Source organism: Streptomyces sp. NPDC000410 (genome assembly GCF_040300305.1).
Taxonomy (GTDB): Bacteria; Actinomycetota; Actinomycetes; order Streptomycetales; family Streptomycetaceae; genus Streptomyces.
This window is the reverse complement of sequence record NZ_JBEPDM010000041.1, coordinates 25,058-48,749: the sequence shown is the minus strand read 5'-3', so window position 1 is coordinate 48,749 and position 23,692 is coordinate 25,058. Positions and strand designations below refer to the sequence as shown.

Here is a 23,692-nt window from a genome sequence, read left to right as displayed (position 1 = left end):
GCCGGAGCCGGTCACCGGGGGCTGACGTGGAAGACCTGATCGCTGCCTCCGGTGCAGCTCGTCTGGACGGCTTCGGCGCCCTCGTCGTACGGCGGCAGGAAGCCGACGCACAGGCCGCTGTGGAGCGGGCGCAACCGGTGGCCGCCGCCGGACGGTTCCAGCTGGAACAGTCCACTGTCGGCGCCGGTGCAGTCGCCGGGTGAGAGCAGCGCCCCGGGGCCGGTGCGGGAGCGGTCGACGCCGAGGCAGCGCGGGCCGTCGTCGGGGCCGTGCCATTCGATGCGGTAGACATCGGCGGCGCCGTCGGGTTCGAGCCGGACCTCGGGCAGCGGGGCGCTCGCGCACGAGCGCTGTACGGCGACCTCGCGCGCGGTGCCGAGCTCCTGGCCGGCGGTCAGGCAGCGGTCCGGCGCGTCCGCCGGGTGGATGCCGACCACGACGGTCCGCGGCGGTGACGGCTTCGGCGCCGGCGGCGTGGTGGCCGAGAGGGGCGTCCCGGGCCACAGGGCGAGTGCCAGGACGCCTGCGGCGGCCAGGGCGCTGGTGGTCGCCATCGGCGCGTAGCGGAAGCGGTCACGGTCGTCCCGGTCCTGGTCCTGGTCCGCGTCCTGGCCCTCGTCCTGGTCCGGGTACGCGGTCCTGGCGAGACGCTCCCGGACGGTCCGCCAGGCCTCGGTGGTGGCGGGATCCGCGCCGCACGCGCGGACGAAGTCGATCAGGGACTCCTCCGGGGGGAGGGCGCGGGTGCCGGGCGGGAGCCTGTCCGGGATCGTCCGGCGGGCGAGCGAGCGGCGGCCCCGGTCCGCCCACTTGCGCAACTGTCGTAGCGCGGCGGCGAATTCCGCCGGTGTACGGGCGTCGTGCGGATCGGGAGGCTCGCTCATGCGGTTCATGCGGTTCATACGCTGATGTGGCGGTAGGCGACGACACCGGACGGCTTGGTGAGCGGCGCGACGGTGATGTCCATGCCGGTCCTGGGCGCGTGGATGACCTTGCCGTTGCCGATGTAGAGCTGGATGTGCCCGCCGCCCGCCGTGACGACCAGATCGCCGGGGACGAGCTTGGCCCGGGTGGTGGGCGTCCCGGAGCGCACCTGGTCCCAGGTGGTGCGCGGCAGCTTCACCCCGGCCGCCTCCCAGGCCCGCATCACGAGGCCCGAGCAGTCGTAGCCGCGTGGTCCCGTGCCGCCCCAGACGTAGGGCTTGCCGAGCTGCGCGCGGGCGTAGGCGATGACGGCCTCGGGCGCGGACTTCGGCGACGCGGTCCGCTTCGGCGTGGTCTTCGCCGGGGTCGCCTTCGCCGGTGCGGCCTGCGGCGCGCGTACGGACCCCGGGCCCGGCTCGGCGGGGACCCGGAAGGTGTCGCCCGCGTAGATCAGGGTCGACGTACCGAGGCCGTTGAGCCGCTGGAGGGCCTTGACGGTCGTGCCGTGCTCGCCGGCGAGGGCGAAGAGGGTGTCACCGCGGTGCAGGGTGACCTTCTTGACGGCCGCGGGCTTGGCGGGCTTGACCGGAGGCTTGGCGGGCTTGGCCGGTGCGACGGGCTTCGTCGGCTTCGCGGGCGCGGCGGGCGCCGACGGGGACAGCGTGAGCGGCGCCCCTCGGCCGCCCGACGCCGAGTCCGACGAACCGTGCACGGCGAGGAGCACCCCGGCCAGCAGCGAGATCACGAACGCCATCACCAGGGCCGCCACCGGCCAGCGCCAGTCCTCGCCCCAGGTACGGCTCTTGGCCGCGTGGCGGGTCGGCGGTGTGCGGCGCGACGTAGGCGTACGGGGCTGCGTACCGGTCGGGATGCCGGTCGGCGTCGGTGCTTGGCGCTGCGCCTGCATCTTGGGCCGGCTGGGTCGGGGCAATGTCTGCTGTGCCATCACAACCTCCTTTGGGGGGCCGGGATTTCGGCCCGTAAGGAGGCTGTTTCGAGGCGGGGGTGTCTCGCCAGAGCTCCAGGCGTCTCGGACAGTCCGGGTCCGTCCGCCCTCTTGCGAAGTGGGCCGGCGGCTACCGGAAGACCGTGCGGACACCGGCCCTGACCTGGTCAGACGGTTCCGGACTGTCCGAGCCGCCGCAATCCGTTGCCCGCGCCCCGGTCGGCGGGCAACGCTTCTGCCATCGCCCCGCACCGCCGGTCGACGCCTCCGTCGAAGGCGCACCACGCGGCTGCCGGGCCCGCCTTGCCGCTTCACCGGTGTCGACGGCCGCAGGCAGGCGACATGAGGTGCCGTACGGAACGGCGCCCATTCCTCCGACAACGCAGGAGCATCCGTATGTCCAACGCACGAGTGGGACGGCCCCGCCGCAGCCTGGTGATCGCCGCCACCGCCCTCGGTCTGACCGCCGGGGGGCTCACCCTCGGTACCAGTGACCTGTTCGACGAGAAGCACTCTTCCTCCGACACCGTGGTGGGTGTCGCCTCGCAGAAGAAGGCGCAGAAGAACGCGAAGAAGCAGGACCCGCCGCGCGGTGGTTGCCTCACCGCGTGGAAGGCGTACAAGCCCAGCAAGACCTTCATGTGGCAGAAGACGTCTACCTGGGTGACCACCGAGAACGACGCCCTCAAGGTCCGCTTCCGCTCGATGGGCGGTGAGTCCGTCTGGCGCTACAACCACCACTGCAAGGTCGAGAAGGGGTGGGTGGCAAGTGCCGGGCTCTACCAGACGTTCGCTCAGGTGCCCGGTCTCTACGTCCCCGCCACGAGCGGCTGGAACACCAGCAAGGAGCGGTGCAACGTCAAGGAGCCCAAGGTCAATCACATCACCGCCTGCTTCCGGGGGAAGGTCTACACCTGGCGACCGTAAGCCGTAGCCGGCGGGATTCCCGGTAGGGGGTGTCCGAACACCTCCTACCGAGGGCGTCCGGCCGCGCCGTCGAGGCAACCAGCCACCCACAGCCCCGGGTTGTGGGTGGCTTTTTGTCCGCCCAGGCCCTCGGACTCCAGCCGGACGCAGCCCCCGGTCAGCAGGTCCTGCGTCCGCTTGCCCGGCACATCGGTCTGGCGGACGCGGTTGCCGTGGACGTATCCGGCTTCGTACGCGATGTCGTCGGCCCACGGAGGGCGGTCGTTGTGCTGCCACACCACCAGCGCGGCGAGCGCGATGCCCAGCGCCGTGAGGGTGGCGAGGCCGACGATCAGTGTCCTTCGTGACGGGCCCCGATGACGTACGAGGGCCGTTTGCTGTCCCAGCAGAACCATGGGAAACACCGTGGCAGGCACGGTGTTTCACGGATGTTAGCGTCGCGCGCCCTTGGCCGGCGGTCGTCCTGCGCTCATCCCGCGCTGAAGTGGAACGCCTGGTCGCTGCCGCCCGTGCAGCTCGCCTGGACGGCTTCCGCGCCGTCGGCGACCGGCCGCAGGAACCCGACGCACAGGCCGCTGTGCACGGGCCGCATCCGGTGGCCGCCGCCGGACGGCTCCAGCCGGAAGAGCTGGCTGTCGGCGCCGGTGCAGTCGCCGGGCGAGAGCAGCGCCCCGGAGCCGGTCAGGCCGTCGTCGACGCCGAGGCAGCCCGTGCCGTTCTGGGGGTGGTACCACGTGATGCGGTAGATCCCGGTCCCGGCGGATTCGAGCGAGACACGGGGCAGCGGGGCGCTCGCGCACGAGCGCTGTACGGCGATCTCACGGTTCGTACGGCCGTTGCGTTCCCGGCCCTCGGTCAGGCAGCGTCCGGAAGCGTCCGCCGGATGGATCTTGACCGGGCCGGGCTCGGGGAGCCCCGGGCCGGGGCCGGGTCCGGGCGCCTCGGGCGGCGTGGTGCGGGTGGGTCCGTCCCCGGGTTTCCCGTCCGGCGATGACGGCGCCGAAGAGGGGCGCGTGGGCGGGCGCGTGGACGGGTCCTTGGACGGCGAGGCGGATCGGGAGGGGGACGGCGCGGGCGGGGCAACGGGGGGTGTGACGGTGGTACGGGGCCTGTCCTCTGGCTGGGCGTTGGCCGGGGCCTGGGGGCTGGGCCACAGGGCGAACAGCACGACACCCGCGGCGGCGAGCGCTCCGGCGAGGGCCGTCGTCGCGTAGCGCGCGCGTCGACGGGGGACGCGGGGCGGGTCCTGGGGCTCGTCGGGCTCGTCGGAGTCGACGAGGACGACAGCGGGAACGACGGGCTTGCCGTCCGGCTCGTCACCCAGGCCGTTGTCCGGCGCATCGCCTTCGGCCGTAGCGGCGTGTCCGTCCCCGGAGCGCTCCGAGGCTCCGGGCCCGTCGCCCTCCGCCGCGGCGGTGTCTCCGCCCCCGGGCTGCGCGACCACGCCGGACCCGTCGGACGCCTCTGGCCCGCCGGACGCGCCGGATGCCCCGGACGCGCCAGGCCCCTCCGGCCCGCCAGGCCCGTCGGATGCCCCGGACGCGCCGGATCCATCCGGCTCCTTGGCCACCTCGCCCGCCGCCGTCACCGCGAGCCGGCGGCGGGCGCTCCGCCATGCCGCGATCGTGGCCTCGTCCGCACCGCACGCGCGGACGAAGGCGATCAGGAGCTCTTCCCGGGGCAGGTCCTCCCGGGCCAGCGCACCGGAGATCGTGGCACGCGGCAGCGCGTCCCCAGCGTTCTCCGCCCGGCGCTCCAGCTGCCGGTAGCTCAGTCCGGCCCAGCCGCGTAACTGCCGCATCGCGGCGACGAACTCGCCCGGCGTACGCGCGGCCTGTGGATCGGGCCCCGTCTCCATGTCCCCTCCCCCGTCATGCACATGTCCCAAAGAGACTAGTGCGAACGGGAGTTGAGCGAGAGGCGATTCCGTTGCTCCCCGCAGACGGCCCGGACACCGCCCCTGACCAGGCCGGACACTCCCGGACTGTCCGAGCCGCCGCAATCCGTTGCCCGCGCCCCGGTCGGCAGGCAACGCTTCTGCCATCGCCCCGCACCGCCGGTCGACGCCTCCGTCGAAGGCGCACCACGCGGCTGCCGGGCCCGCCTTGCCGCTCACCGGTGTCGACGGCCGCAGGCAGGCGACATGAGGTGCCGAACGGAACGGCACCCCTCCCTTCAACAACGCAGGAGCAGCAATATGCAGCTCGCACGAGCCCGTGTGTCCCGGCCCCTGGTGATCGCCACTGCCGTCACCGGACTGCTGGCCGGCGGCATCGCCGCCGGCGCCACAGACGCCTTCAAGACAGACAGGCCCACCGAAACGATCGCCAACGCGGCGGCAGCGCAGCCGCAGTCGCAACCACAGCTGCAGTCGCAGTCGCAGCCGCAGTCACAGAAGCAGTCGAAGTTCTACGGCACGTTCCAGAAAAGGGACGGGTGCCCGTACCTCGTGACCAAGGGGGGCACCGCCTACTACCTGCCGGGCTACCAGATCGGCGGTAACGGCGCCCTCTACAAGAAGGGCGGCGGCTTCATCGCCTACCCCGGCTGGCGGATCCAGGCCAACGGAACGAAGCAGTACAAGCCCGGCGGCACCACGCTCTGCACGACATGGGGCGACGACTTGCGCATCAAGGCGAAGTCCATCTACGCCCGCTGACCCTGATCCACGCACCCCTCAGCAGCCAAAGGAGCATCAGCATGCACAGCACACGTACGCGGAACGTCCGTTCCGTGGTCGTCGCCGCCGCCGCGCTCGGCCTGACGGCCGGCGGAATCACCCTCGGCACCAGTGACGTCTTCGAGGACGAGCGGCCCTCGTCCGACTCGATCGCCACCGTGGCGTCGCAGCAGAAGAAGGTCAAGGGCGGATCCTGCTGGACCCTCGCCAACAACCAGGTCCGGAACGCGAAGTTCGTGAAGACCATCAAGCTGTGGCCGAACACGCCCAATTACCGGTCCTCCGGCTGGGGTCCGAACAACACGCTGACGGTCGACACGAAGTACGAGTACTCGACCAAGCTCTCCGCCACGTTCGGCGCGACCAATGGAACGTTCAGCGCGGCCCTCGGCTTCGATGTCACTGAGAGCTGGAGCCGGACCCAGGGGTTCAAGGCCAAGCTGACCAAGAAGGCGCACTACACGCTGCGGGTCGGAGAGGTCTACAAGCAGTACCGGTACGACGTCTACGGGGAGCGCGGCTTCTACAACTGGCACGGGGACGCCCTCGTCTGCCAGTCGTACGCGAAGCCGGACTGGGCGAAGAAGGGGTCGGGTACCGCCACCCGGTTCTGGACACTCGACCACAAGCTGACCAAGGGCCGCCTCGCCCACTGACCGGCTGCTGCCCCCGGCCCGAGCGGCCGGGGGCAGCGGGCTCCCCGTCCCAGGACGGATGCTCAGCCCTCCAGGAACGCCACCAGCGCGTTCGCCAGCAGATACGGGTCCTGCGCCCCGCACAGTTCGCGCGCGCTGTGCATCGACAGGATCGCGACGCCGATGTCGACGGTCCGGATCCCGTGCCGGGCGGCGGTGATCGGGCCGATCGTCGTGCCGCACGGCATGGCGTTGTTGGAGACGAACGACTGCCACGGCACCCCGGCCCGCTCGCACGCCGCCGCGAAGACGGCCCGGCCGCTGCCGTCCGTCGCGTACCGCTGGTTCACGTTGACCTTGAGGATCGGGCCGCCGTTCGCGCGCGGGTGGTGCGTCGGGTCGTGCCGTTCCGCGTAGTTGGGGTGCACGGCGTGGCCCGTGTCGGACGACAGGCAGATCGTCCCGGCGAAGGCGCGGGCCTTGTCCTCGTACGTGCCGCCGCGCGCGAACACCGAGCGCTCCAGCACCGATCCGAGCAGCGGCCCGTCCGCGCCGGTGTCGGCCTGGGAGCCGTTCTCCTCGTGGTCGAAGGCGGCGAGCACCGGGATGTACGTCAGGTCGCCACGCCCCGACACCGCGGCGAGCGCGGCCGTACCGGAGTGCACGGACAGCAGGTTGTCCATCCGCGGCCCGGCGAGGAGCTCGCGGTCGCGGCCCAGGTACGCGGGCGCCTCCAGGGCGTGGGTCATCAGGTCCCAGCCGGTGACGGACCCGGCCGTGAGCCCGGCCTCCTCCTCCAGGAAGGAGATCAGGTCGCCCTCGCCGACGCGGTCGCTCAGGCCCCAGATGGGCTGCATGTGCTTCTGCTTGTCGAGCTGGAGGCCCTTCTCGTGGATCGAGCGGTCCAGGTGGATGGCCAGCTGCGGTACGCGCAGCAGCGGCCGGTCGACGTTGACCAGGCGGGTCGTGCCGTCGCGCAGGGAGAGCCGGCCGGCGAGCCCGAGGTCACGGTCGAGCCAGGAGTTCAGCAGGGGGCCGCCGTAGAGCTCGACGGCGATCTGCCGCCAGCCGTGCCCGCCCATGTCGGGCTGCGGCTTGACCCGCAGGTTCGGCGAGTCGGTGTGCGCGCCGATGATCCGGAACGGGGTGTGCGGCGCCGCGCCCTCGGGGACGTACCAGGCGATGATCGCCCCGCCCCGCAGCACGTACTTCCCGCCGCTGGTCCCGTCCCAGGCGTCGGTCTCCTCGACCTGCCGGAAGCCGGCCTTCTCCAGGCGCTCGGCGGCGGTCGCCACGGCGTGGTAGGGCGACGGGGAGGCCGCGAGGAAGGACATGAGGTCGTCGGTGTGCGCGCGGTCGAACGGGGTGGTGTCGGTGGCGCGTGCGTCGTCGCTGCTGCTCATGGGGCCACCCTAAGAGGGCTGTCTACAACCGGTCGATCTCGGTGAGGTCGATGTCGATACCGAAGGGGACCGGGAGCTTCAGCCGGTCGTGGTGGTTTCCGGTCGAGACGTACGCCTTGGTCACCGGGTCGTAGTCGTACGTCCAGACCATCAGATGGTCGTCCTCGCCCACCATCTCGACCCGCCAGAAGTGGGGGATGCCCGCGCCCGCGTACTTGTGCGGCTTGGTGTCGCGGTCCCGGTCCTCGGAGTCGGGGGAGACGACCTCGACGGCGAGGACGACGTCCTCGGCGTCGAACCGGGTCTGGCGCCGGTCCTTCACGGCGTCCGCCTTGACCACGATCAGGTCGGGCTCAGGCGCGTTGCGCTTGCCCAGCACCACGGCCATCTCCCGACGTACCCGAAGATCCTCGGGCACTGTCTTCCGCAGGCCCTTCTCCAGCAGGTACATGGCCAGCGTGTGGAAGTCGCGCTGCGGACTCACGAAAACCAGGCTCCCGTCGATCAGCTCTGCGTGCGGCGGGAGGTCGTCGAGCGCGAAGAAGTCGTCGACGGTGTAGCCGCCCGAAGGCGGGACCGGCCACTTGGAGCCGTGCTGCTTCCGGTGCTGCTGCGAGTCGGGCAGTGCCTCGGCGGTCATGGTTCCTCCCATGGACGGGATTCTGGGCCGTGAAATCAGACTACCCAGCGCATATGCCGGTGCCGCCACCCAAACGAGTTGGATGACGGCACCGGTTTGACACAGGTCCTGCCCCGACGAGCGACTAGAACGCCGCCTCGTCCAGCTCCATCAGCTCGTTGTCCACGCCCTCGGCTATCGCGCGCTGGACCGAGACGCCCGGCAGGACGTTGGCGGCGAAGAACTTCGCGGCCGCGATCTTGCCCCGGTAGAACGACTGGTCCTTCGCGGAGGCCGTCGGGAGCTTCTCGGCGGCCACGGCGGCGCCGCGCAGCAGCAGGTAGCCGACGACGACATCGCCGGAGGCCAGCAGCAGGCGGGTGGTGTTGAGGCCGACCTTGTAGATGTTCTTGACGTCCTCGCCGGTGGCGGTGAGGTCGGTCAGCATGCGGCCGACGATCGCCTCCAGGTCGACGGCGGCCTTGGCGAGCGCGTCACGGGAGCCGGAGAGCTCGTCGCCGCCGGGGCCGACCGCGAGGAACTTCTTGATCTCCTCGGCGAGGGCGTTCAGCGCGGTGCCCTGGTCGCGGACGATCTTCCGGAAGAAGAAGTCCTGGCCCTGGATCGCGGTCGTGCCCTCGTACAGGGTGTCGATCTTGGCGTCGCGGATGTACTGCTCGATCGGGTACTCCTGGAGGTACCCGGAGCCGCCGAACGTCTGCAGCGACTGCGCCAGCTGCTCGTACGCCTTCTCGGAGCCGTAGCCCTTCACGATCGGCAGCAGCAGGTCGTTCAGGCCGTGCAGCGCCTTCGCGTCCTCGCCCGCGGCCTCCTTGACGGCGATCTCGTCCTGGATGGCGGCGGTGTAGAGGACGAGGGTGCGCATGCCCTCGGCGTACGCCTTCTGCGTCATCAGCGAGCGGCGCACGTCGGGGTGGTGCGTGATGGTGACCTTCGGGGCGGCCTTGTCCATGAAGTTCGCCAGGTCGGTGCCCTGGACGCGCTCCTTGGCGTACTCCAGCGCGTTCAGGTAACCCGTGGAGAGGGTGGAGATCGCCTTCGTGCCGACCATCATGCGGGCGAACTCGATGATCCGGAACATCTGCCGGATGCCCTCGTGCTTGTCGCCGATCAGCCAGCCGACGGCCGGGTGCTGGTCGCCGAAGGTCATCTCGCACGTGTTGGACGCCTTGAGGCCCATCTTGTGCTCGACGTTCGTCGCGTAGACGCCGTTGCGCTCGCCCAGCTCGCCGGTCTCGAAGTCGAAGTGGAACTTCGGCACGAGGAAGAGGGACAGGCCCTTGGTGCCGGGGCCGTGGCCCTCGGGGCGGGCGAGGACGTAGTGGAGGATGTTCTCCTCCATGTCGTGCTCACCGGACGTGATGAAGCGCTTCACGCCCTCGATGTGCCAGGAGCCGTCGGCCTGCTGGATCGCCTTGGTGCGGCCGGCGCCCACGTCCGAGCCGGCGTCCGGCTCGGTGAGGACCATGGTGGAGCCCCAGCGCTTCTCGACGGCGATCTCGGCGATCTTCTTCTGGACGTCGTTGCCCTCGTCGAAGAGGACCCCGGCGAAGGCCGGGCCCGAGGAGTACATCCAGATCGCCGGGTTCGAGCCGAGCAGCAGCTCCGCGTACGCCCAGATCAGGGAGCGGGGGGAGGTCGTCCCGCCGATCTCCTCGGGCAGGCCGAGACGCCAGTACTCGGAGTCCATGAAGGCCTTGTAGCTCTTCTTGAAGGACGCCGGGACGGGTGCGGTGTTGGTCGCGGGGTCGAACACCGGCGGGTTGCGGTCGGCGTCCTCGAAGGACTCGGCGAGGTCGTTCTCCGCGAGGCGGGCGATCTCGTCGAGGATGCTCTTGGCGGTCTCGACGTCCATCTCCGCGAACGGACCGGTGCCGTACAGCTTGTCGCGCCCGAGGACCTCGAAGAGGTTGAACTCGATGTCGCGGAGATTCGACTTGTAGTGCCCCATGGCGACGGCTCCGTAAGGGATCGGGAGGCAGGGTTCCTCGTACACCGGTACTTCTACCGACCGGTAGCTACGATGATGCTACCCGCCGGTAATAAGACGCAACCCAATCGGGGCATCTGTGACGCGTCTCTTATGCCAGTGGTACGGGCGCGGCGCCGTCAACCGCTTTCGCCGACTCCGATCGGGAACCTGCCCTCCAGACGAGCGCCCCGCGAGCTCTCCGTCACCCGCAGTGTTCCGCCGTGACGGGCGGCGATCTCCCGGGCGATGGGCAGGCCGAGGCCCGCACCGCCGGACGCGCGGGCCCGCGCCGCGTCCAGGCGCGTGAAGCGCTCGAAGACGCGCTCGCGATCGGCGTGCGGGATGCCCGGTCCGTCGTCGATGACCTCCAGCACGACGGCACGGCTGCCGGCGCCGGCGTCGACCCGCGTGCGCACCGTGACGCGGCGGGCGGCGTGTCGGCAGGCATTGCCGAGGAGGTTGCGCAGAAGCCGTTCCAGCTGCCACGGGTCACCCGGAACCGGGGCGGGCCCGTCCGCATCGCACGTCAGCTCCAGCTTCCCGGCGACCGGGAGATGCTGGTGCTCCCGCACCAGATCCTCCGCGACGGCGGCCAGGTCGACTTCCTCCACCGCACGGTCCCGGTGCCTGGTCCCGTCCATCCGGGCCAGCAGCAGCAGATCGTCCGCGAGGTCCTGGAGCCTGACGACATCGGCCACGGCGTCCGCGACCACCGACGGCCACCGCAGGCCCTCCGGATGCCGGAGTGCGGATTCGAGCTGGGCACGCAGCCCGGCCAGCGGGCTGCGCAGTTCATGAGCGGCGTCCGCGACGAATTGCTGTTGCCTCGCCGAGGCCTGTTCCAGGCGGTCGAGTGTGTCGTTGGTGGTGCGGGCCAGGTGGGCGATCACGTCGTCGGAATCCGGCACGGGAACGCGGCGGTCGAGGGACCTGCTGGTGATGTCCTCCATCTCGCGGCGGATCGCCTCGACCGGGCGGAGCGAGCGCACCGTCGTGAAGTGGATGACGAGCCCGGTCAGCAAGCCGACCGCAGGCACCCCGGTCGTCAGGGCGATCCAGGAGACGTTGTCGATGTTGCCCCAGTTGTCCTGCACCCGGCGCAGCAGGTACACAGCCAGCAGGAGCAGGATCGCCGAGGCCGTGGCAGCCGCCAGCACGAGACGTCCACGGAACGGCACCCGGGCTGCTCCGCGCCCCAGCGCGGTCCAGGCGGCCAGGCCGGTCAGCAGCCCTGCCGCGGGGGCGACGAAGATCGAGCCCCAGTGGACCGCCTTGTCCGCCGTCTCGAACGGGATGGTGGCGTTGTACTCCGCCAGCCACCTGGCGTACGTGAAGAACAGCGATCCGGCCGTCGCCCCGGCGGCGAGTGCCGTGCGCATGCGGACCACCGCCGACTGACCGTGGGCGGCGCACCAGCACACCACCGCGACGACTGTCGCCCCCAGCAGGAATCCGGGCCAGGCCAGCAGGTCCACCTGGGGACCGATCCTGTCGGTCTGGAACAGTGCCGGTCCGAACGGCGGCAAAGGACCGGCGAGCCGGTCCTTGTGCTTGAGCCAGCAGACCGCCGCCACCACGACGAGCGATGTGGCGACGGCGGCGCTCCCTACGGGACGGAACAGCTGACGCCGGCCCCTGTCAGTCACCAGCGGTCCCGTGCTGCCCCGAGATCATGTATCCGCCGCCTCGTACCGTCTCGATCGTCTCCCTGCCGAAAGGAGCGTCGATCTTCCGGCGCACCGCGCTGATGTACACCTGGACGATGTTCGGGTCGCCGGAGAAGTCCGCGGACCAGACCTCGTCGAGCAGGTCCTGTTTGGTCACCACCTCGTCCATGCGATGCAGCAGAGTCTGCAGCACGCCGAACTCCTTCGGCGTCAGCGAGATCGCGGACTCCCCTCGCCCACAGGCGCGGCGCGCGGGATCGAGCCAGAGGTCGCCGCATTCCAGGATCGTGGGGGACCGGGATCCGCCCCGGCGCAGCAGGGCGCGCAGCCGGGCCTCCAGGACCACGTAGGAGAAGGGCTTGGCCAGGTAGTCGTCCGCCCCGGTGTCGAGCCCCTCGGCCTCGTCGTACTCACCTGTCTTCGCCGTCAGCATCAGCACCGGGACTTCGATCTTCTCGGCCCGGAGCCGTGAGCACACCTGGTAGCCGTTGAGGCCCGGCAGCATGATGTCCAGCAGAACGGCGCTGTAGGGGTGCTCGCGGGCCAGGTGCAGACCCGTGACGCCGTCGTGAGCCACGTCGACGGCGTAGCCGATCGCCGAAAGCCCGCGCCGCAAGGACGCGGCGAGGCGTTCCTCGTCCTCTATCACCAGCAACCGCACGCCCCGAGTATGAACGGGGAGTTGGAGCCGAGGCTGAGGAAATCCTCAGGCTCCTTCAGCGGATCCTCAGTGGTCGTGGTTCATGGTCCCGGGCATGTTGCCGCTGCTCACACGCCCCCGCCCGGCCTTGACCGTCACGCCCGCTCAAGGGGCCCGTGGTTCCCGGACCGTCCCCTCGCTCGTGGCGGTGGCCGTCTTCGTTCTGTATACGGCGTTCGCGCTTCGCCAGCACCACCGCTTCGAGACGACCGGATACGACCTGGGCATCTTCGAACAGGCGGTCCGCGCATACGCAGAGCTGAGACCGCCCGCATCGGAGATACGTACGGCGTCCGCTCCGCCGGGCTTCAGCGGCGAGGCGTATCCGCTGCTCGGTGACCACTTCCACCCCATCCTGATCCTGCTCGCGCCCCTCTACCTCCTCGTCCCGCACGTGGAGACGCTGCTGGTCGCGCAGGCCGGACTGGTCGCGTGGTCGACCTACGTCGTCTCTCGCGCCGCTCGACGCCACCTGCCTCAGCCCGGGGCGGCCGTGTCGCTCGGCCTGGCGTACGGCTGCTCCTGGGGGCTGCAGCAGCTCATCGGGTTCGACTTCCACGAGGTCGCCTTCGCCGTCCCGTTGCTGGCACTCGCCTGCGCCGCCTATCTCGACGGCCGATGGACGGCGGCAGCTTGGTGGGCCGCCGGGCTGCTGCTGGTCAAGGAGGACCTGGGGGCCACAGCAGCCCTGTTGGGTCTGCTGCTGATGCGCAGGCAGCGCAGGGTCGGCCTGACGCTCTTCCTGTCGGCTTCCGCCGCCACCGTGCTGATCGTGGGTGTGGTGATCCCGGCGTTGGCGCCGGACGGGCGGTACGGGTATCTGACCCAGCAGTACGCGTACGGACCGTTCGAGGGCCTGCCGATCAAGGCGCTCACGCTCATGGCCCTCCTCGTGATCACCGCCGGTCTGGCGACGCGAAGCCCACTCGTCCTGCTGATGGTCCCCACCCTGGCCTGGCGCCTCACGTCGCCCAACCCGGCCTACTGGAACACCGAGTTGCACTACTCGGCCGTTCTCATGCCGATCGCCTTCCTCGCGCTGATCGATGTGCTCCGGCGCGGCGTCACGTGGCCGCCGGTGTCCGTACCCCTGGTCGTCGCCGTCCTGCTCATGCCCACCCAACCGCTGAGCAGCTTGGCGACGCCCGACTTCTGGCGGGACAGCCCACGCCAGGCCGCGGCGCGTACGGCGGTCTCCTTGATCCCGGACGGCGCCCGCGTCGCGGCGAGCAACAATCTCGCGCCCCATCTCACCGGTCGCGCGACCGTCCATCTGGTCTCCGAGGGCGTTCTGTCGCGGCGCCCGGACGTGAACTGGATCGCGGCCGATGCGCACGAGGGGTTCCCTCCCGGAGCGTTCGACTCCGTCCTCCGGGCGGCGGCGGAGGAGGGTGGGTGGCGTCGGGTCTACGCCGACGACGGAGTGCTGGTGCTGCAACGCCGGTCGGGATGAGCGGCGTTCAGGACAGAGGTCAGCGCGCGGGCCGTGGCCACGTTGCAGTTGCCGAGGATGACGAGCGGCGGGCTGCCGAAGTCCCTCCCGAGGGAGGGGAGCGTGATGCCGTTGGCGGCGAGGGCGGTGCGCAACTCCTCGATGGAGGCGCGGGTTTCGGCGTCGGGGTCGTGGTCGTGGCTCATGAGGGCCTCCTTGGCTGAGTGTGACGAACTCGTCACACTGTGGCGCGGTGCGGCGTACCGTGAGAAGGGATTCCGGTTGCGCACGGTGACCGAGAAATGGCGGTGGTGAGTCGTGCCTGCTCGCAAGGATCCCGACGCGTCGGTGAGCGTCCCCTCTTTCTACGGCGCGGAGTTGCGTTACAAGCGGGAGGCCGCCGGCCTGACGCTGGAACAGCTCGCGGAGGGCAGCTTCCGGGGCGTGCCTTTCCTGAGCCAGATCGAGCGGGGTGAGCGCCGGATGCCGCCCGATCTGGCCAAGCACGTCGACGAACGGCTCGGGACGGACGGCTTTTTCACGCGGCGTTGCGAAGACGTCCGTAAGGCCAAGCAACACGGACACGCTGAGTTCTTCGCGGACGTACCGGAGATGGAGGAGCACGCGGAGACGATCGAGGACTGGGCGCCGTGGCTCATCCCTGGGCTGCTTCAGACCAGGGCGTACGCGGTGGAGGCGCACCGCGTTACGACGCCGTGGTTGCGGCCCGAGGCCATGGACACGTATGTCGCCGGGCGCATGAAGCGCGCCGAACTGTGGAAGAGGGAGGACCGGCCCAGCTATTGGGGGGTGGTGAGCGAATCCGTCATCCGAAAGCCGCTCCTGCCGCCAGCGCCGATGGCCGAGCAACTCGACCACATCGCGCGGGTCATCCGCGACTCTCAGAGCGTTCTGCAGGTCCTTCCGGAAGGCGTCGGCGGACACCCGCTCATGATGGGGCTGATCAAGGTCGTGACCTTCTCGGATGCGCCTCCGCTCGTCTACACCGAGGGCATCCACAGCAGTCAACTCGTCGACTATCCGGCCATCGTGAAGCGGTACCGCAGGTCTTACGATCTGCTGAGGGCCGCCGCTCTGCCGCCGGAGGCGTCCCTGGCCCTGATCGAGGAAGCGGCACGGGAGTACAGGAATGCAGCGCAGCAGCAGCCCGATTGACCTGTCCACCGCGCTCTGGCGGAAGAGCAGTTACAGCGCCTCCGGTGGTGAGTGCGTCGAGGTGGCTGAGGGCTTCCCCGGCGCCGCGCTCTGGCGTAAGAGCAGCTACAGCGGCGCAGGCGGTGAGTGCGTCGAAGTAGCCGACAACCTCCCCGGCCTCGTCCCCGTCCGGGACTCCAAGGCCCCCCACGGCCCCGCCCTCATCCTCACCGCGGCCGCCTGGGCCCCCTTCGTAGAGGCGCTCAAGGCGTGAGCCGCACGAAGATACGCCCGCTCAGCCAGATGGGCGGGTACGCCGTCGACCCCAGGCAGTCCGTGTGGCGCACCGTCGCGCTCGTCGCCCTCGGGTGGGGGGTCGCGGCGGGGACCACCGGGGTCGCGTACCTGAGCCTGGGGATGGAAGTGATCCCCATCATGGTCGGGGTCGTGCTGTGCTTCGCCTTCGTCATGTTCCTGGGCCTGCTCCACCGCGCCGTCTGGCTGGCCTTCCTGGCCTTCGGTCCCGCTCTGTTCGTCCTGGTCGGGGCCGTCCAGTACGCGCCCGAGTCCACCCTTGAGCAGCGCGGGATCCGCGAGAGCGTGGTGATCGTGGCGGACACCGCGGAGGCGGAGTCGACCGACAACCACAAGTTCACCCTGCGGCGCGCGGACGGCAGCGAGGTGGAGGAGAAGCTCGGTTACGACGGCGACGCCTGGGCTCCGGAGGTGGGCGACAAGCTCGACATCATCCGCGACCCGGAGGGCGAGATCCCGATGGATCAGGCGGACAGCGTGGACGCCGGGGGCCGTATGGAGGGTCTGATCGGCGGCACGGTGGCCTGGACACTGATGGCGCTGCTGGCGGGCCGGCGCGGGCATATCCGCCGCCGCAAGGGCCTCGATTCGACGCTGGCCCAATTCCTGTGACGGGTGGTGGTGCGTAGCCACTACCCTCGGGGGCATGTACGGCTACGACCAGAACCCCGGAGCTCAGCAGCACTACGGTGCCCCGCCGCAGCAGCCGATGCCCGGCGCCGGGTATGGCGAGCAGCCGCTGTATCCCGAGCCGTCACCGCCGTCGCTCGCCGACGCGGTGCGGGCGTTCACGACCGGGTCGCTGTCGGCGGAGGACTTCCAGCAGATCTTCGCGACGTCGAAGGTGTACTGCCCGCGCGGGGACAACCCCGGGTTCCTGGCGCTGCACAACACGCAGCAGCCGGTGATCCCGATGTTCACGTCGCTCAAGGAGCTGCGGCGCTACGCGGGCAAGGAGTCGAAGTACTTCGTGATCACGGGGGCGGAGGTGATCGACCTCCTGCCGACCGGCTACGGCTTCGTCCTCGACATGGAGGGCGACCACAGGATGGTGTTCGACGCGAAGGCCGTGGAGCAGATGGTCGACTTCGCGATGCGCCGGATGTACGGCTAAGAACACGCGCACCTGGCACCAGGTCTCCCCGCCCGGCTTCACGGTACGTTCTGGGACGAACCGGGCGGCCCGAGGGGACTGGGGTGAGGCGATGCCGGACGGGGAGCCGCGTCAGGAGGCGTACGGCGAGGCCCGCTGGCCGATGGCCGCAGCCGTCGTCGCCGCGATGGTGCTGACCCTGCTGCTGCCCGACGACCTGCGCCTGGGACCTCGCTGGCTGGTCCCTGTCGTCGAAGGACTGCTCCTGGCGGCGCTGATCGCGGGCGACCCGGGCCGGATCAGCCGCCGCTCGGACGCTCTGCGCGGAGTGTCGATCGCCCTGGTCGGGGTGCTGGTGATCAGCGCCATCTGGTCGACCGTCCAACTGGTCGACGACCTCGTCCAAGGCGGGCCCGAAACGAACTCCCCCACCGGTCTGCTGCTGGCCGGCGGATGCGTCTGGGCCTCCACCGTCCTCGCCTTCTCCCTTCTGTATTTCGAGCTCGACAGCGGCGGAGCGGCCGTCCGGGCCAACCACATGCCCGCCACCCCCGAGCTCGCCTTCCCCCAGCAGCTCAGCCCCGAACTGAACGCCGCGGACTGGCGCCCCCGCTTCATCGACTACCTCTACCTCGGGCTCACCAACTCCACGGCCTTCAGCCCCACCGATGTCATGCCGCTGGCCCCGTGGGCCAAGATCGCCATGGCCGTCCAGTCCCTCGTCTCGCTGCTCATCCTCGGTCTCGTGATCGCCCGAGCCGTCAACGTGCTCGCCTGACAGACCCGCTCCCAAAGGCAGGGCCTACGACGACGCGAAGGCGGTCAGCCGGGTGACGTACTCGGCCGGGTGCGTCACCTGCGGGATGTGGCCCGCGCCCTCGTACGCCTTCAGCCGCGCGCCCGGCAACGACCCCGCCAGCCTGCGCGCGAGCGCCGGCAGCCACGCCGGGCTCCTCGTGCCGTACGTGAGCATCAGCGGGCCGTCGTACGCCGCCGCCAGCGCGGCCGTGTCGAGGTCGGCCCACCGGCGGTCGAGCTGCTCGGCCACGAACGTGGGCGCGTTCGCGAGCATCGCCTCGCGGACCCGGTCCGGGATGCCGGCCCAGGCGCCGGGGCCGAGGGCGACGTCCTCCAGGAAGTGCCGCGTGCCCTCCTCGACGCGGCCCGCCCGCATCAGCTCCACCGCTGCCGCGATGCCCTCCCGCGCGTGGCCCACCAGCTCGCCCAGCTCGCCGTCCTCGTCCCCGACCGTCCCCATCAGCGGGGGCTCGTGCGCGACGACGCCGCGGAAGAGCTCCGGGCGGCGCGCGGCGAGGCCGAGGATCGTCGAGCCGCCGTAGGAGTTGCCCGCGGCGTGGGCGGGCGCCATGCCGAGCGTTTCCAGCAGGGCCGCGAGGTCGTCCTCGTGGGCCCGCCGGGGGCACGGACCGGGCACCCGCTCGCTGCGGCTGTGCCCGCGCCGGTCGTACACCAGCACCCGGAAGGACTCCGCGAGCGCCGGGGCGACCGCCTGCCAGGAATAGTGGTCGGCCAGTCCGCCGTGCACCAGGACGAGCGGATCGCCCGCGCCCAGCAGCTCGTACGACAGCTCGACCCCGCCCACGCGTGTGCTCTGCATGATCCGATGGTTCCGCAGGGACGCGGGCCCGGCCAGTTCGTCTCCGAAAGTCGTCGTGGTGCGCGACTTCCGGCGGACGAAACAGCTGGTCATCGCCGCCTACGCTCCGCGCATGCAGCAGATGACCGAGTTCCTCCTGGCGCAGAAGATCACCCCGCTCGTGAACCGTTACGTGATCACCGACCTCTCCGGCGGCGACGTCGTGGCCTTCGCCGAGCAGAAGCGGATGAAGCTGAAGGAGCAGGTCACCCTCTGGACCGGTGAGGACCGCGCCGAGGTCCTCGTCGGTTTCCAGGCGCGCCAGATCATCGACTTCGGCGCCACGTACGACGTGACCGGGCCGGACGGCGCGCCCATCGGGAACTTCCGCAAGGACGGCAAGGCATCGCTGCTCCGGTCCACCTGGCACCTGGCCCAGGGCGACGGGCCGTCGGTCCGGGGGAGGGAGCGCAGCCTGGGCATCGCGCTGGCGCGCCGGGCGGTGGAGCTGGCGGACGCGGTGCTGCCGATACCGGTGCCGGTGCCGTTCGTGTACCACTTCGACTTCGCCCGGGACGGCGGGGAGCCGGTCATGTCGATGGAGCGCAAGTGGGGGCTGCGGGACCGGTACGCGGTGCGGATCCAGGATCCGGGCCTGGACCGGCGGCTCGCGCTCTCCATGGCTGTCGCGATGGACGCCCTCCAGTCGCGCTGAACCTCCGCCGTCCCCGGGGCGTGCCCTCAGTGACCGGCGCACGTTCCGTTACGGACGGGAGGGCAGGCGTCTTGACGCAGGCAGTGAGCACGCAGGGCACGCAGGGCACGCACGGGATCGGCACGGTCCCGCTCGACCTGATCACCGCACGGCGGCGCGTCGACGCGGCTCTCGCCGAGTTCCTGGAGGGCAAGGCCCGCGCCGCGGCGGCACGTCCCGAGCAGCGGGAGAGCGTCGGGATCCTGCGGGACTTCGTGCTCGCGGGCGGCAAGCGCATCCGCGCGACGCTGTGCGTGACCGGCTGCCACGCCGCCGGAGGGGGCGCCGCGGAGGACCTCTTACCGGCGCTCGTACGGGTGGCCGCCGCGCTGGAGATGTTCCACGCCTTCGCCCTCATCCACGACGACGTCATGGACCGCAGCCCGACCCGGCGCGGCCGTCCCACCGTGCACCGCCGGGTGGCCGCCCAGTACGGGGGGCGTCGCGGCGCCGACCGGCTGGGTGAGTCGGCGGCGGTGCTCATCGGTGACCTCGCCCTGGTCTGGTCGGACGAGCTGCTGCACACGGCGGGCCTCTCGGGGGCGCGGCTCGACGCCGTGCTGCGGGTCATGGACACCATGCGGGCGGACGTCATGCACGGCCAGTACCTGGACCTGATCGCGGCCGGCCGGCCCACGGACGACATGCAGCTCGCCCTCGACATCGCCCACTTCAAGACCACCACCTACACCGTGGAGCACCCGCTGCTCCTCGGCGCCGCGCTCGCCACGGCCGCCGCCGACACGCCCGACACTCCCGGCGCGGAAGCCCTGCGGTCCGCGCTGACCGCGTACGCACGGCCCGTCGGCGAGGCGTTCCAGCTGCGCGACGACCTGCTCGGTGCCTTCGGGGACCCCGCGACGACGGGGAAGCCGGTGCTCGACGACTTCCGCGACGGCAAGCACACCGTGCTCCTCGCGCTCGCCCTGCGGCACGCGGACGCCGGCCAGGCGCGCGTTCTGCGCGCGCTGACCGGGCGGCCCGACCTGGACGACCTGGGCGCCGCGCGCATCCGGCGGGTGCTGCGGGAGACCGGCGCCCCCGCCCGGGTCGAAGCGATGATCGACGACCGGTTGCGGCGGGCGCTCGCCGTGCTGGACGGCGCGGCGCTGCCGGCCGGGGCGGCCACGGCCCTGCGCGAGATCGCGTACGCGGCGACCGCCCGTACCGCCTGACGCCGGACACGAGCCCCTGTGTGACATGTCCCTGCCATTGCTGGAGGTTTCGCGCTGTCATGACGCCCCCCACCACCTCCGCCCCTCCGCCACCGCTCCTGCCTGTCGGGCGCCTTCCCCTCGTCGGGCACACCCTGGCCCTGATCCGCCACCGCTGGGACTTCACGACCGAGGCGCGCGGGTACGGTCCGGTCGTCGGCCTCAAGATCGGCACCAGGACCGCGTACCTCATCAACGACGGGGAGCTCGTCCACTCGCTGCTCGTCAGAGGGGTGACCGCGATCGAGCGGTCCTTCCTGTTCACCCAGTTCAGGAACGTCCTGAACGAGAGCCTCATCACCACCGAGGGCCCGGACCACCTCTGGCGTCGCCGCGCCCTCCAGCCGGTCTTCCACCGCGACCGGATCCGGACGTACGCCGAGAGCGTGTGCCGCGAGGCCGAGCGGCGCTGCGCGGCCTGGCGCGACGGTGCCACCGTCCGCATGGACCGGGAGGTGGAGAGCTACGTGCTGGACACCACCTGCCGACTGCTCTTCGGTCCCGGCACGCCCGCCGACGTGCCCGAAGTGCTGCGGAGCTCCCTGCAGACCTTCACCCTCAACGCGGTCGTCCGCGCCGTGCTCCCGCCGTGGGCGGCGCGGCTGCCGACCCCGTGGAACCGGCGCTACGAGCGGGGGAGCCACGCCGTGCACAGCGTCGTCTCCCGCGCCGTGAAGGCCGCCGCCGAGGCCTCTCCGGGCTCCGAGAGCCTGCTCGCCCACATCCTCGCCCTGCCGGCACCCGGCGGCGGCCCCGCCCTCTCCGGGCGGCAGGCCCACGACGAGGCGATCGGCCTGCTCATCGCCGGGGTCGAGACGTCCCGCATGGCCATCGCCTGGCTCCTGGAGCTCGTCGCACGCCATCCGGACGTACGCACCCGGGTCGAGGCGGAGCTGGACGACGTCCTCGCCGGCCGCCCGCTCACCGCGGCGGACCTCCCGAGGCTGACGTACGCGCGACAGGTCGTCGACGAAGCGCTGCGCCTGTACTCGGTGTGGATGGTGACGCGCAACGCCACCACCGACCTCGATGTCGCGGGCGTGCGGATACCCGCGGGCAGCACCGTGTTCTTCAGCCCGTACGCGATCCACCGCGACCCGCGCCACTTCCCCGACCCGGAGCGATTCGACCCCTCGCGCTGGGATCCCGGCCGCCGAGCCGTGGCCCGTGGCGCGTACCAGCCGTTCGGCGCCGGGGCACACCGCTGTATCGGGGAAGGACTGTTCGGAATGTCGGCGGTGGTTCTGCTGGCCACGGCGTGCTCGCGCCGGCGCTTCGAGCTGCCGCCCGGTCATGTGACACGGCCCGCGATCAGCGGCGGCATACCGGCCACCGGGCCGCTGCCCATGACCCTGACCCGGCGTACGGCGCACCGGTCGGCCGACGAGTTCCCTTCCCACGAGGAGATGAGTGGATGACCACCGTCGGCGAACACCACGGGCCCCCCGCCCCTGCCCGCCCGTTCCCTCTCGGGAGCGGCTACTTCCAGCGCGAGCTCGACCTGTCCCTGTCGACGTACTGGCATCCGGACACCATGGAGTGGGAGGCCAGGAGCAACGCGTGGGCGGCCGAACTGCTCGCCGGTACGGGACGGAACCGGGAGGTCCTGGAGGTGTGCGCCCGGGACGCTCCCCTGTGGGCGTGCCTGTGCTACCCGGCGACGGCCGACACCGCGCGCATGACCGATGTGGCGCGGATGTCGCTCGCGTACTTCCTCATCGACGACTGCATCTACACGGACTTCCTGAGCGGCGGCCGGATAGGGGAGCTCATCCGGGAATTCGCCGAGGCGGTGGCCGACCCCGACGCCCGCCCGGCCACGTTCCTGGGGCGTTTCCTTGCCACCACGTGGCGGGACATGACGGCCCGGATGACACCGGGGCTGCGCGCCCGGTGGATCGCCGCCACCGACGAGTACATGCGCGGGACCGCGACCGAGGTCGCCTCCCGGGCCGAGGGCCGCGCCTTCACGGCCGAGGAGTACCAGCACGTGCGGGACGAGTCCATGGCCGCCGGGATCGTGCACCTGCTCGGCGAGCACTCGGTGGGCCTGGACATGACGGACGACATCGAGGCGGACCCGGAGCTGTTCGACCGCGTCTGGCGGGCCGCCAACGACCAGCTGCTGTACGTCAACGACCTCTACTCCTTCCGCAAGGAGTACTGCGACGGCGGCGACTTCCAGCACTCGCTCGTCCACACGGGCGTCGTGGCGGACGGGCTGACGCTGCAGGAGTCGGTCGACCGGCTCTGCGGCCTCGTCGAGGAGTCCGAGCGCCGCTACGCGCAGCTCTGCCGCGAGATCCTCAAGGAGTACGACGGCGCCGCGCACGAGCGGATGCGGGCGTATCTGACGCAGGTGGAACGAGGTCTCGCGGGCTCGCGCGACTACGCCCTCGTGGCGTCGCGCTACCACGGCCGCGGCTTCGCGACGGCGCGGGGGAACCGCTACGTCGCGCCGCGGACCAGCGGCTGGCTGGTGCTCCAGCCCGGCCGGAGCGTGTTCCTCGACGGTCCACAGAAGTAGTGCGGTGCACCTGACGCCCGGGGAATTCCTCCCGGGCGTTCGTCGTTCCGGGTGGCAGGAAGTTCAGGTTTCAACTAACCTGGAGCCACACCGAGGAGGTCCGTGATGCCCGCAGTGACTGTCGAGAACGTGCTCACCCTGCCGCGTGTCGCCGCGCCGGCCGATGCCGTGCAGCGCCCCGTGCTCGCCGTGATCAACGCTCCGAGCGGCTTCGAGGGGGAGGGATTCCCGGTGCGGCGCGCCTTCGCCGGGATCAACTACAAGTACCTCGACCCGTTCATCATGATGGACCAGATGGGCGAGGTGGACTACGCGCCGGGCGAGCCCAAAGGGACCCCCTGGCACCCCCACCGCGGCTTCGAGACGGTCACGTACCTGATCGACGGGACCTTCGTCCACCAGGACAGCAACGGCGGCGGCGGGACCATTCAGAACGGTGACACGCAGTGGATGACCGCCGGGTCCGGACTGCTGCACATCGAGGCGCCGCCGGAGGACCTCGTCATGTCCGGCGGACTGTTCCACGGGCTCCAGCTGTGGGTGAACCTCCCGGCCGCGGACAAGATGATGGACCCCCGCTACCAGGACATCCGCGGCGGCCAGGTCCAGCTGCTGACCTCCCCCGACGGCGGCGCGCTGCTGCGCGTCATCGCGGGCGAGCTCGACGGCCACGAGGGGCCGGGCATCACCCACACCCCCATCACGATGATTCACGCGACCCTGCGCCCCGGCGCGCAGATCACCCTGCCCTGGCGCGAGGACTTCAACGGCCTCGCGTACGTCCTCGCCGGTCGCGGCGCGGTCGGCAGCGAGCGGCGGCCCATCCACATGGGGCAGACCGCGGTGTACGGCGACGGCGGCGCGCTCACCGTATGGGCCGACGACACCCAGAACGGCTCGCACACCGGCGACCTGGAGATCGTGCTGCTGGGCGGCCGGCCCATCCGGGAGCCGATGGCGCACTACGGGCCGTTCGTGATGAACACCCGCGAGGAGCTCCAGCAGGCCTTCGAGGACTTCCAGAAGGGACGGCTCGGGACGATCCCGGCCGTGCACGGGATGTAGTTCGCCCAGGGTGCCGGGCGGTGGCGCGCCACCGCCCGGCATCACC

Annotated in this window: 25 protein-coding genes; 14 read left to right on the top strand and 11 right to left on the bottom strand. The window is 71.0% G+C overall.

What is annotated here, in order from left to right; all coding sequences use genetic code 11:
- Nucleotides 1-11 precede the first annotated feature (11 nt).
- Together ABT342_RS29580 and ABT342_RS29575 are read right to left on the bottom strand one after the other, a co-directional pair.
- The gene (locus ABT342_RS29580) at nucleotides 12-884 is read right to left on the bottom strand and encodes an XRE family transcriptional regulator (protein WP_351580555.1); all 873 of its coding nucleotides are present in this window, start codon (nucleotides 882-884) and stop codon (nucleotides 12-14) included.
- Between the two features lie 14 nt (nucleotides 885-898).
- Entirely contained in the window at nucleotides 899-1,870 is a 972-nt protein-coding gene (locus tag ABT342_RS29575) for a C40 family peptidase (protein ID WP_351580552.1), read from the bottom strand.
- A gap of 396 nt (nucleotides 1,871-2,266) precedes the next feature.
- Between ABT342_RS29575 and ABT342_RS29570 the strand changes: the two genes are divergently transcribed.
- Nucleotides 2,267-2,797 carry a hypothetical protein gene (locus ABT342_RS29570; protein WP_351580548.1) on the top strand — a complete coding sequence of 177 codons (531 nt, stop codon included), beginning with the start codon at nucleotides 2,267-2,269 and terminating at the stop codon, nucleotides 2,795-2,797.
- Nucleotides 2,798-2,841: 44 nt separating this feature from the next.
- On the opposite strand, the gene ABT342_RS29565 is transcribed toward ABT342_RS29570, so the two are convergent.
- Nucleotides 2,842-3,192, bottom strand: a complete 351-nt coding sequence (locus ABT342_RS29565) for a hypothetical protein (protein ID WP_351580545.1) — start codon at nucleotides 3,190-3,192, stop codon at nucleotides 2,842-2,844.
- Between the two features lie 74 nt (nucleotides 3,193-3,266).
- Nucleotides 3,267-4,655: a helix-turn-helix domain-containing protein gene (locus ABT342_RS29560; protein ID WP_351580542.1), complete on the bottom strand. Its 1,389-nt coding sequence runs from the start codon at nucleotides 4,653-4,655 to the stop codon at nucleotides 3,267-3,269.
- 339 nt (nucleotides 4,656-4,994) lie between these two features.
- On the opposite strand from ABT342_RS29560, the gene ABT342_RS29555 reads away from it, so the two are divergent.
- Nucleotides 4,995-5,456, top strand: coding sequence for a hypothetical protein (locus tag ABT342_RS29555; protein ID WP_351580539.1), 462 nt, complete (start codon nucleotides 4,995-4,997; stop codon nucleotides 5,454-5,456).
- Between the two features lie 41 nt (nucleotides 5,457-5,497).
- On the top strand, nucleotides 5,498-6,133 hold the full coding sequence (locus ABT342_RS29550) for a hypothetical protein (protein ID WP_351580536.1): 636 nt from the start codon (nucleotides 5,498-5,500) through the stop codon (nucleotides 6,131-6,133).
- Between the two features lie 62 nt (nucleotides 6,134-6,195).
- Here ABT342_RS29550 and ABT342_RS29545 read toward each other — a convergent pair whose 3' ends face one another.
- The 5 genes from ABT342_RS29545 to ABT342_RS29525 form a co-directional block, all read right to left on the bottom strand.
- Nucleotides 6,196-7,515, bottom strand: coding sequence for a M18 family aminopeptidase (locus tag ABT342_RS29545; protein ID WP_351580533.1), 1,320 nt, complete (start codon nucleotides 7,513-7,515; stop codon nucleotides 6,196-6,198).
- Nucleotides 7,516-7,537: 22 nt separating this feature from the next.
- Complete coding sequence (locus tag ABT342_RS29540; protein WP_351580531.1) at nucleotides 7,538-8,167, bottom strand: Uma2 family endonuclease; 630 nt, start codon at nucleotides 8,165-8,167, stop codon at nucleotides 7,538-7,540.
- Nucleotides 8,168-8,279: 112 nt separating this feature from the next.
- Nucleotides 8,280-10,106, bottom strand: coding sequence for an acyl-CoA dehydrogenase (locus ABT342_RS29535; RefSeq protein WP_351580529.1), 1,827 nt, complete (start codon nucleotides 10,104-10,106; stop codon nucleotides 8,280-8,282).
- Nucleotides 10,107-10,264: 158 nt separating this feature from the next.
- The gene (locus tag ABT342_RS29530) at nucleotides 10,265-11,773 is read right to left on the bottom strand and encodes a sensor histidine kinase (RefSeq protein WP_351580526.1); all 1,509 of its coding nucleotides are present in this window, start codon (nucleotides 11,771-11,773) and stop codon (nucleotides 10,265-10,267) included.
- Complete coding sequence (locus ABT342_RS29525; protein ID WP_351580523.1) at nucleotides 11,766-12,455, bottom strand: response regulator transcription factor; 690 nt, start codon at nucleotides 12,453-12,455, stop codon at nucleotides 11,766-11,768. The genes ABT342_RS29530 and ABT342_RS29525 overlap by 8 nt, the downstream gene beginning before the upstream one ends.
- Nucleotides 12,456-12,549: 94 nt before the next feature.
- Between ABT342_RS29525 and ABT342_RS29520 the strand changes: the two genes are divergently transcribed.
- Nucleotides 12,550-13,947 (top strand): DUF2079 domain-containing protein, encoded by a 1,398-nt coding sequence (locus tag ABT342_RS29520; RefSeq protein WP_351580520.1) that lies wholly within the window; start codon nucleotides 12,550-12,552, stop codon nucleotides 13,945-13,947.
- Here ABT342_RS29520 and ABT342_RS29515 read toward each other — a convergent pair.
- Nucleotides 13,902-14,132 (bottom strand): hypothetical protein, encoded by a 231-nt coding sequence (locus ABT342_RS29515; RefSeq protein ID WP_351580517.1) that lies wholly within the window; start codon nucleotides 14,130-14,132, stop codon nucleotides 13,902-13,904. The genes ABT342_RS29520 and ABT342_RS29515 overlap by 46 nt on opposite strands.
- Before the next feature lie 112 nt (nucleotides 14,133-14,244).
- Between ABT342_RS29515 and ABT342_RS29510 the strand changes: the two genes are divergently transcribed.
- The 5 genes from ABT342_RS29510 to ABT342_RS29490 all read left to right on the top strand — a co-directional run bounded on the left by ABT342_RS29510 (nucleotide 14,245) and on the right by ABT342_RS29490 (nucleotide 17,267).
- Entirely contained in the window at nucleotides 14,245-15,102 is an 858-nt protein-coding gene (locus tag ABT342_RS29510; protein ID WP_351580514.1) for a helix-turn-helix domain-containing protein, read from the top strand.
- Nucleotides 15,077-15,355: a DUF397 domain-containing protein gene (locus ABT342_RS29505; protein WP_351580511.1), complete on the top strand. Its 279-nt coding sequence runs from the start codon at nucleotides 15,077-15,079 to the stop codon at nucleotides 15,353-15,355. Before ABT342_RS29510 ends, ABT342_RS29505 begins: the two co-directional genes overlap by 26 nt.
- Entirely contained in the window at nucleotides 15,352-16,008 is a 657-nt protein-coding gene (locus ABT342_RS29500; protein WP_351580508.1) for a hypothetical protein, read from the top strand. Before ABT342_RS29505 ends, ABT342_RS29500 begins: the two co-directional genes overlap by 4 nt.
- A gap of 34 nt (nucleotides 16,009-16,042) precedes the next feature.
- Nucleotides 16,043-16,510, top strand: coding sequence for an SseB family protein (locus tag ABT342_RS29495; protein WP_351580505.1), 468 nt, complete (start codon nucleotides 16,043-16,045; stop codon nucleotides 16,508-16,510).
- A gap of 91 nt (nucleotides 16,511-16,601) precedes the next feature.
- A complete protein-coding gene (locus tag ABT342_RS29490) occupies nucleotides 16,602-17,267 on the top strand; it encodes a hypothetical protein (protein ID WP_351580502.1) in 666 nt (221 codons plus the stop codon).
- 24 nt (nucleotides 17,268-17,291) lie between these two features.
- Here the strand turns inward: ABT342_RS29490 and ABT342_RS29485 are convergent, their stop codons facing one another.
- Entirely contained in the window at nucleotides 17,292-18,107 is an 816-nt protein-coding gene (locus ABT342_RS29485) for an alpha/beta fold hydrolase (protein WP_351580499.1), read from the bottom strand.
- A 112-nt stretch (nucleotides 18,108-18,219) separates the two neighbouring features.
- On the opposite strand from ABT342_RS29485, the gene ABT342_RS29480 reads away from it, so the two are divergent.
- The 5 genes from ABT342_RS29480 to ABT342_RS29460 all read left to right on the top strand — a co-directional run bounded on the left by ABT342_RS29480 (nucleotide 18,220) and on the right by ABT342_RS29460 (nucleotide 23,646).
- Complete coding sequence (locus tag ABT342_RS29480) at nucleotides 18,220-18,801, top strand: LURP-one-related family protein (protein ID WP_351580496.1); 582 nt, start codon at nucleotides 18,220-18,222, stop codon at nucleotides 18,799-18,801.
- A 71-nt stretch (nucleotides 18,802-18,872) separates the two neighbouring features.
- Nucleotides 18,873-20,015, top strand: coding sequence for a polyprenyl synthetase family protein (locus tag ABT342_RS29475; RefSeq protein ID WP_351580493.1), 1,143 nt, complete (start codon nucleotides 18,873-18,875; stop codon nucleotides 20,013-20,015).
- Nucleotides 20,016-20,074: 59 nt separating this feature from the next.
- Nucleotides 20,075-21,472, top strand: coding sequence for a cytochrome P450 (locus ABT342_RS29470; RefSeq protein ID WP_351580490.1), 1,398 nt, complete (start codon nucleotides 20,075-20,077; stop codon nucleotides 21,470-21,472).
- Complete coding sequence (locus ABT342_RS29465) at nucleotides 21,469-22,581, top strand: terpene synthase family protein (RefSeq protein ID WP_351580486.1); 1,113 nt, start codon at nucleotides 21,469-21,471, stop codon at nucleotides 22,579-22,581. Before ABT342_RS29470 ends, ABT342_RS29465 begins: the two co-directional genes overlap by 4 nt.
- 105 nt (nucleotides 22,582-22,686) lie before the next feature.
- Nucleotides 22,687-23,646 (top strand): pirin family protein, encoded by a 960-nt coding sequence (locus ABT342_RS29460; protein WP_351580483.1) that lies wholly within the window; start codon nucleotides 22,687-22,689, stop codon nucleotides 23,644-23,646.
- Nucleotides 23,647-23,692: the final 46 nt, after the last annotated feature.

What these genes read in the sequence shown, in the direction of transcription:
- ABT342_RS29580 (WP_351580555.1), bottom strand. Translation starts at nt 884, where the DNA reads ATGAGCGAGCCTCCCGATCCGCACGACGCCCGTACACCGGCGGAATTC.
- ABT342_RS29575 (WP_351580552.1), bottom strand. Translation starts at nt 1,870, where the DNA reads ATGGCACAGCAGACATTGCCCCGACCCAGCCGGCCCAAGATGCAGGCG.
- ABT342_RS29570 (WP_351580548.1), top strand. Translation starts at nt 2,267, where the DNA reads ATGTCCAACGCACGAGTGGGACGGCCCCGCCGCAGCCTGGTGATCGCC.
- ABT342_RS29565 (WP_351580545.1), bottom strand. Translation starts at nt 3,192, where the DNA reads ATGGTTCTGCTGGGACAGCAAACGGCCCTCGTACGTCATCGGGGCCCG.
- ABT342_RS29560 (WP_351580542.1), bottom strand. Translation starts at nt 4,655, where the DNA reads ATGGAGACGGGGCCCGATCCACAGGCCGCGCGTACGCCGGGCGAGTTC.
- ABT342_RS29555 (WP_351580539.1), top strand. Translation starts at nt 4,995, where the DNA reads ATGCAGCTCGCACGAGCCCGTGTGTCCCGGCCCCTGGTGATCGCCACT.
- ABT342_RS29550 (WP_351580536.1), top strand. Translation starts at nt 5,498, where the DNA reads ATGCACAGCACACGTACGCGGAACGTCCGTTCCGTGGTCGTCGCCGCC.
- ABT342_RS29545 (WP_351580533.1), bottom strand. Translation starts at nt 7,515, where the DNA reads ATGAGCAGCAGCGACGACGCACGCGCCACCGACACCACCCCGTTCGAC.
- ABT342_RS29540 (WP_351580531.1), bottom strand. Translation starts at nt 8,167, where the DNA reads ATGGGAGGAACCATGACCGCCGAGGCACTGCCCGACTCGCAGCAGCAC.
- ABT342_RS29535 (WP_351580529.1), bottom strand. Translation starts at nt 10,106, where the DNA reads ATGGGGCACTACAAGTCGAATCTCCGCGACATCGAGTTCAACCTCTTC.
- ABT342_RS29520 (WP_351580520.1), top strand. Translation starts at nt 12,550, where the DNA reads ATGTTGCCGCTGCTCACACGCCCCCGCCCGGCCTTGACCGTCACGCCC.
- ABT342_RS29515 (WP_351580517.1), bottom strand. Translation starts at nt 14,132, where the DNA reads ATGAGCCACGACCACGACCCCGACGCCGAAACCCGCGCCTCCATCGAG.
- ABT342_RS29505 (WP_351580511.1), top strand. Translation starts at nt 15,077, where the DNA reads ATGCAGCGCAGCAGCAGCCCGATTGACCTGTCCACCGCGCTCTGGCGG.
- ABT342_RS29495 (WP_351580505.1), top strand. Translation starts at nt 16,043, where the DNA reads ATGTACGGCTACGACCAGAACCCCGGAGCTCAGCAGCACTACGGTGCC.
- ABT342_RS29490 (WP_351580502.1), top strand. Translation starts at nt 16,602, where the DNA reads ATGCCGGACGGGGAGCCGCGTCAGGAGGCGTACGGCGAGGCCCGCTGG.
- ABT342_RS29485 (WP_351580499.1), bottom strand. Translation starts at nt 18,107, where the DNA reads ATGCAGAGCACACGCGTGGGCGGGGTCGAGCTGTCGTACGAGCTGCTG.
- ABT342_RS29480 (WP_351580496.1), top strand. Translation starts at nt 18,220, where the DNA reads ATGCAGCAGATGACCGAGTTCCTCCTGGCGCAGAAGATCACCCCGCTC.
- ABT342_RS29470 (WP_351580490.1), top strand. Translation starts at nt 20,075, where the DNA reads ATGACGCCCCCCACCACCTCCGCCCCTCCGCCACCGCTCCTGCCTGTC.
- ABT342_RS29465 (WP_351580486.1), top strand. Translation starts at nt 21,469, where the DNA reads ATGACCACCGTCGGCGAACACCACGGGCCCCCCGCCCCTGCCCGCCCG.
- ABT342_RS29460 (WP_351580483.1), top strand. Translation starts at nt 22,687, where the DNA reads ATGCCCGCAGTGACTGTCGAGAACGTGCTCACCCTGCCGCGTGTCGCC.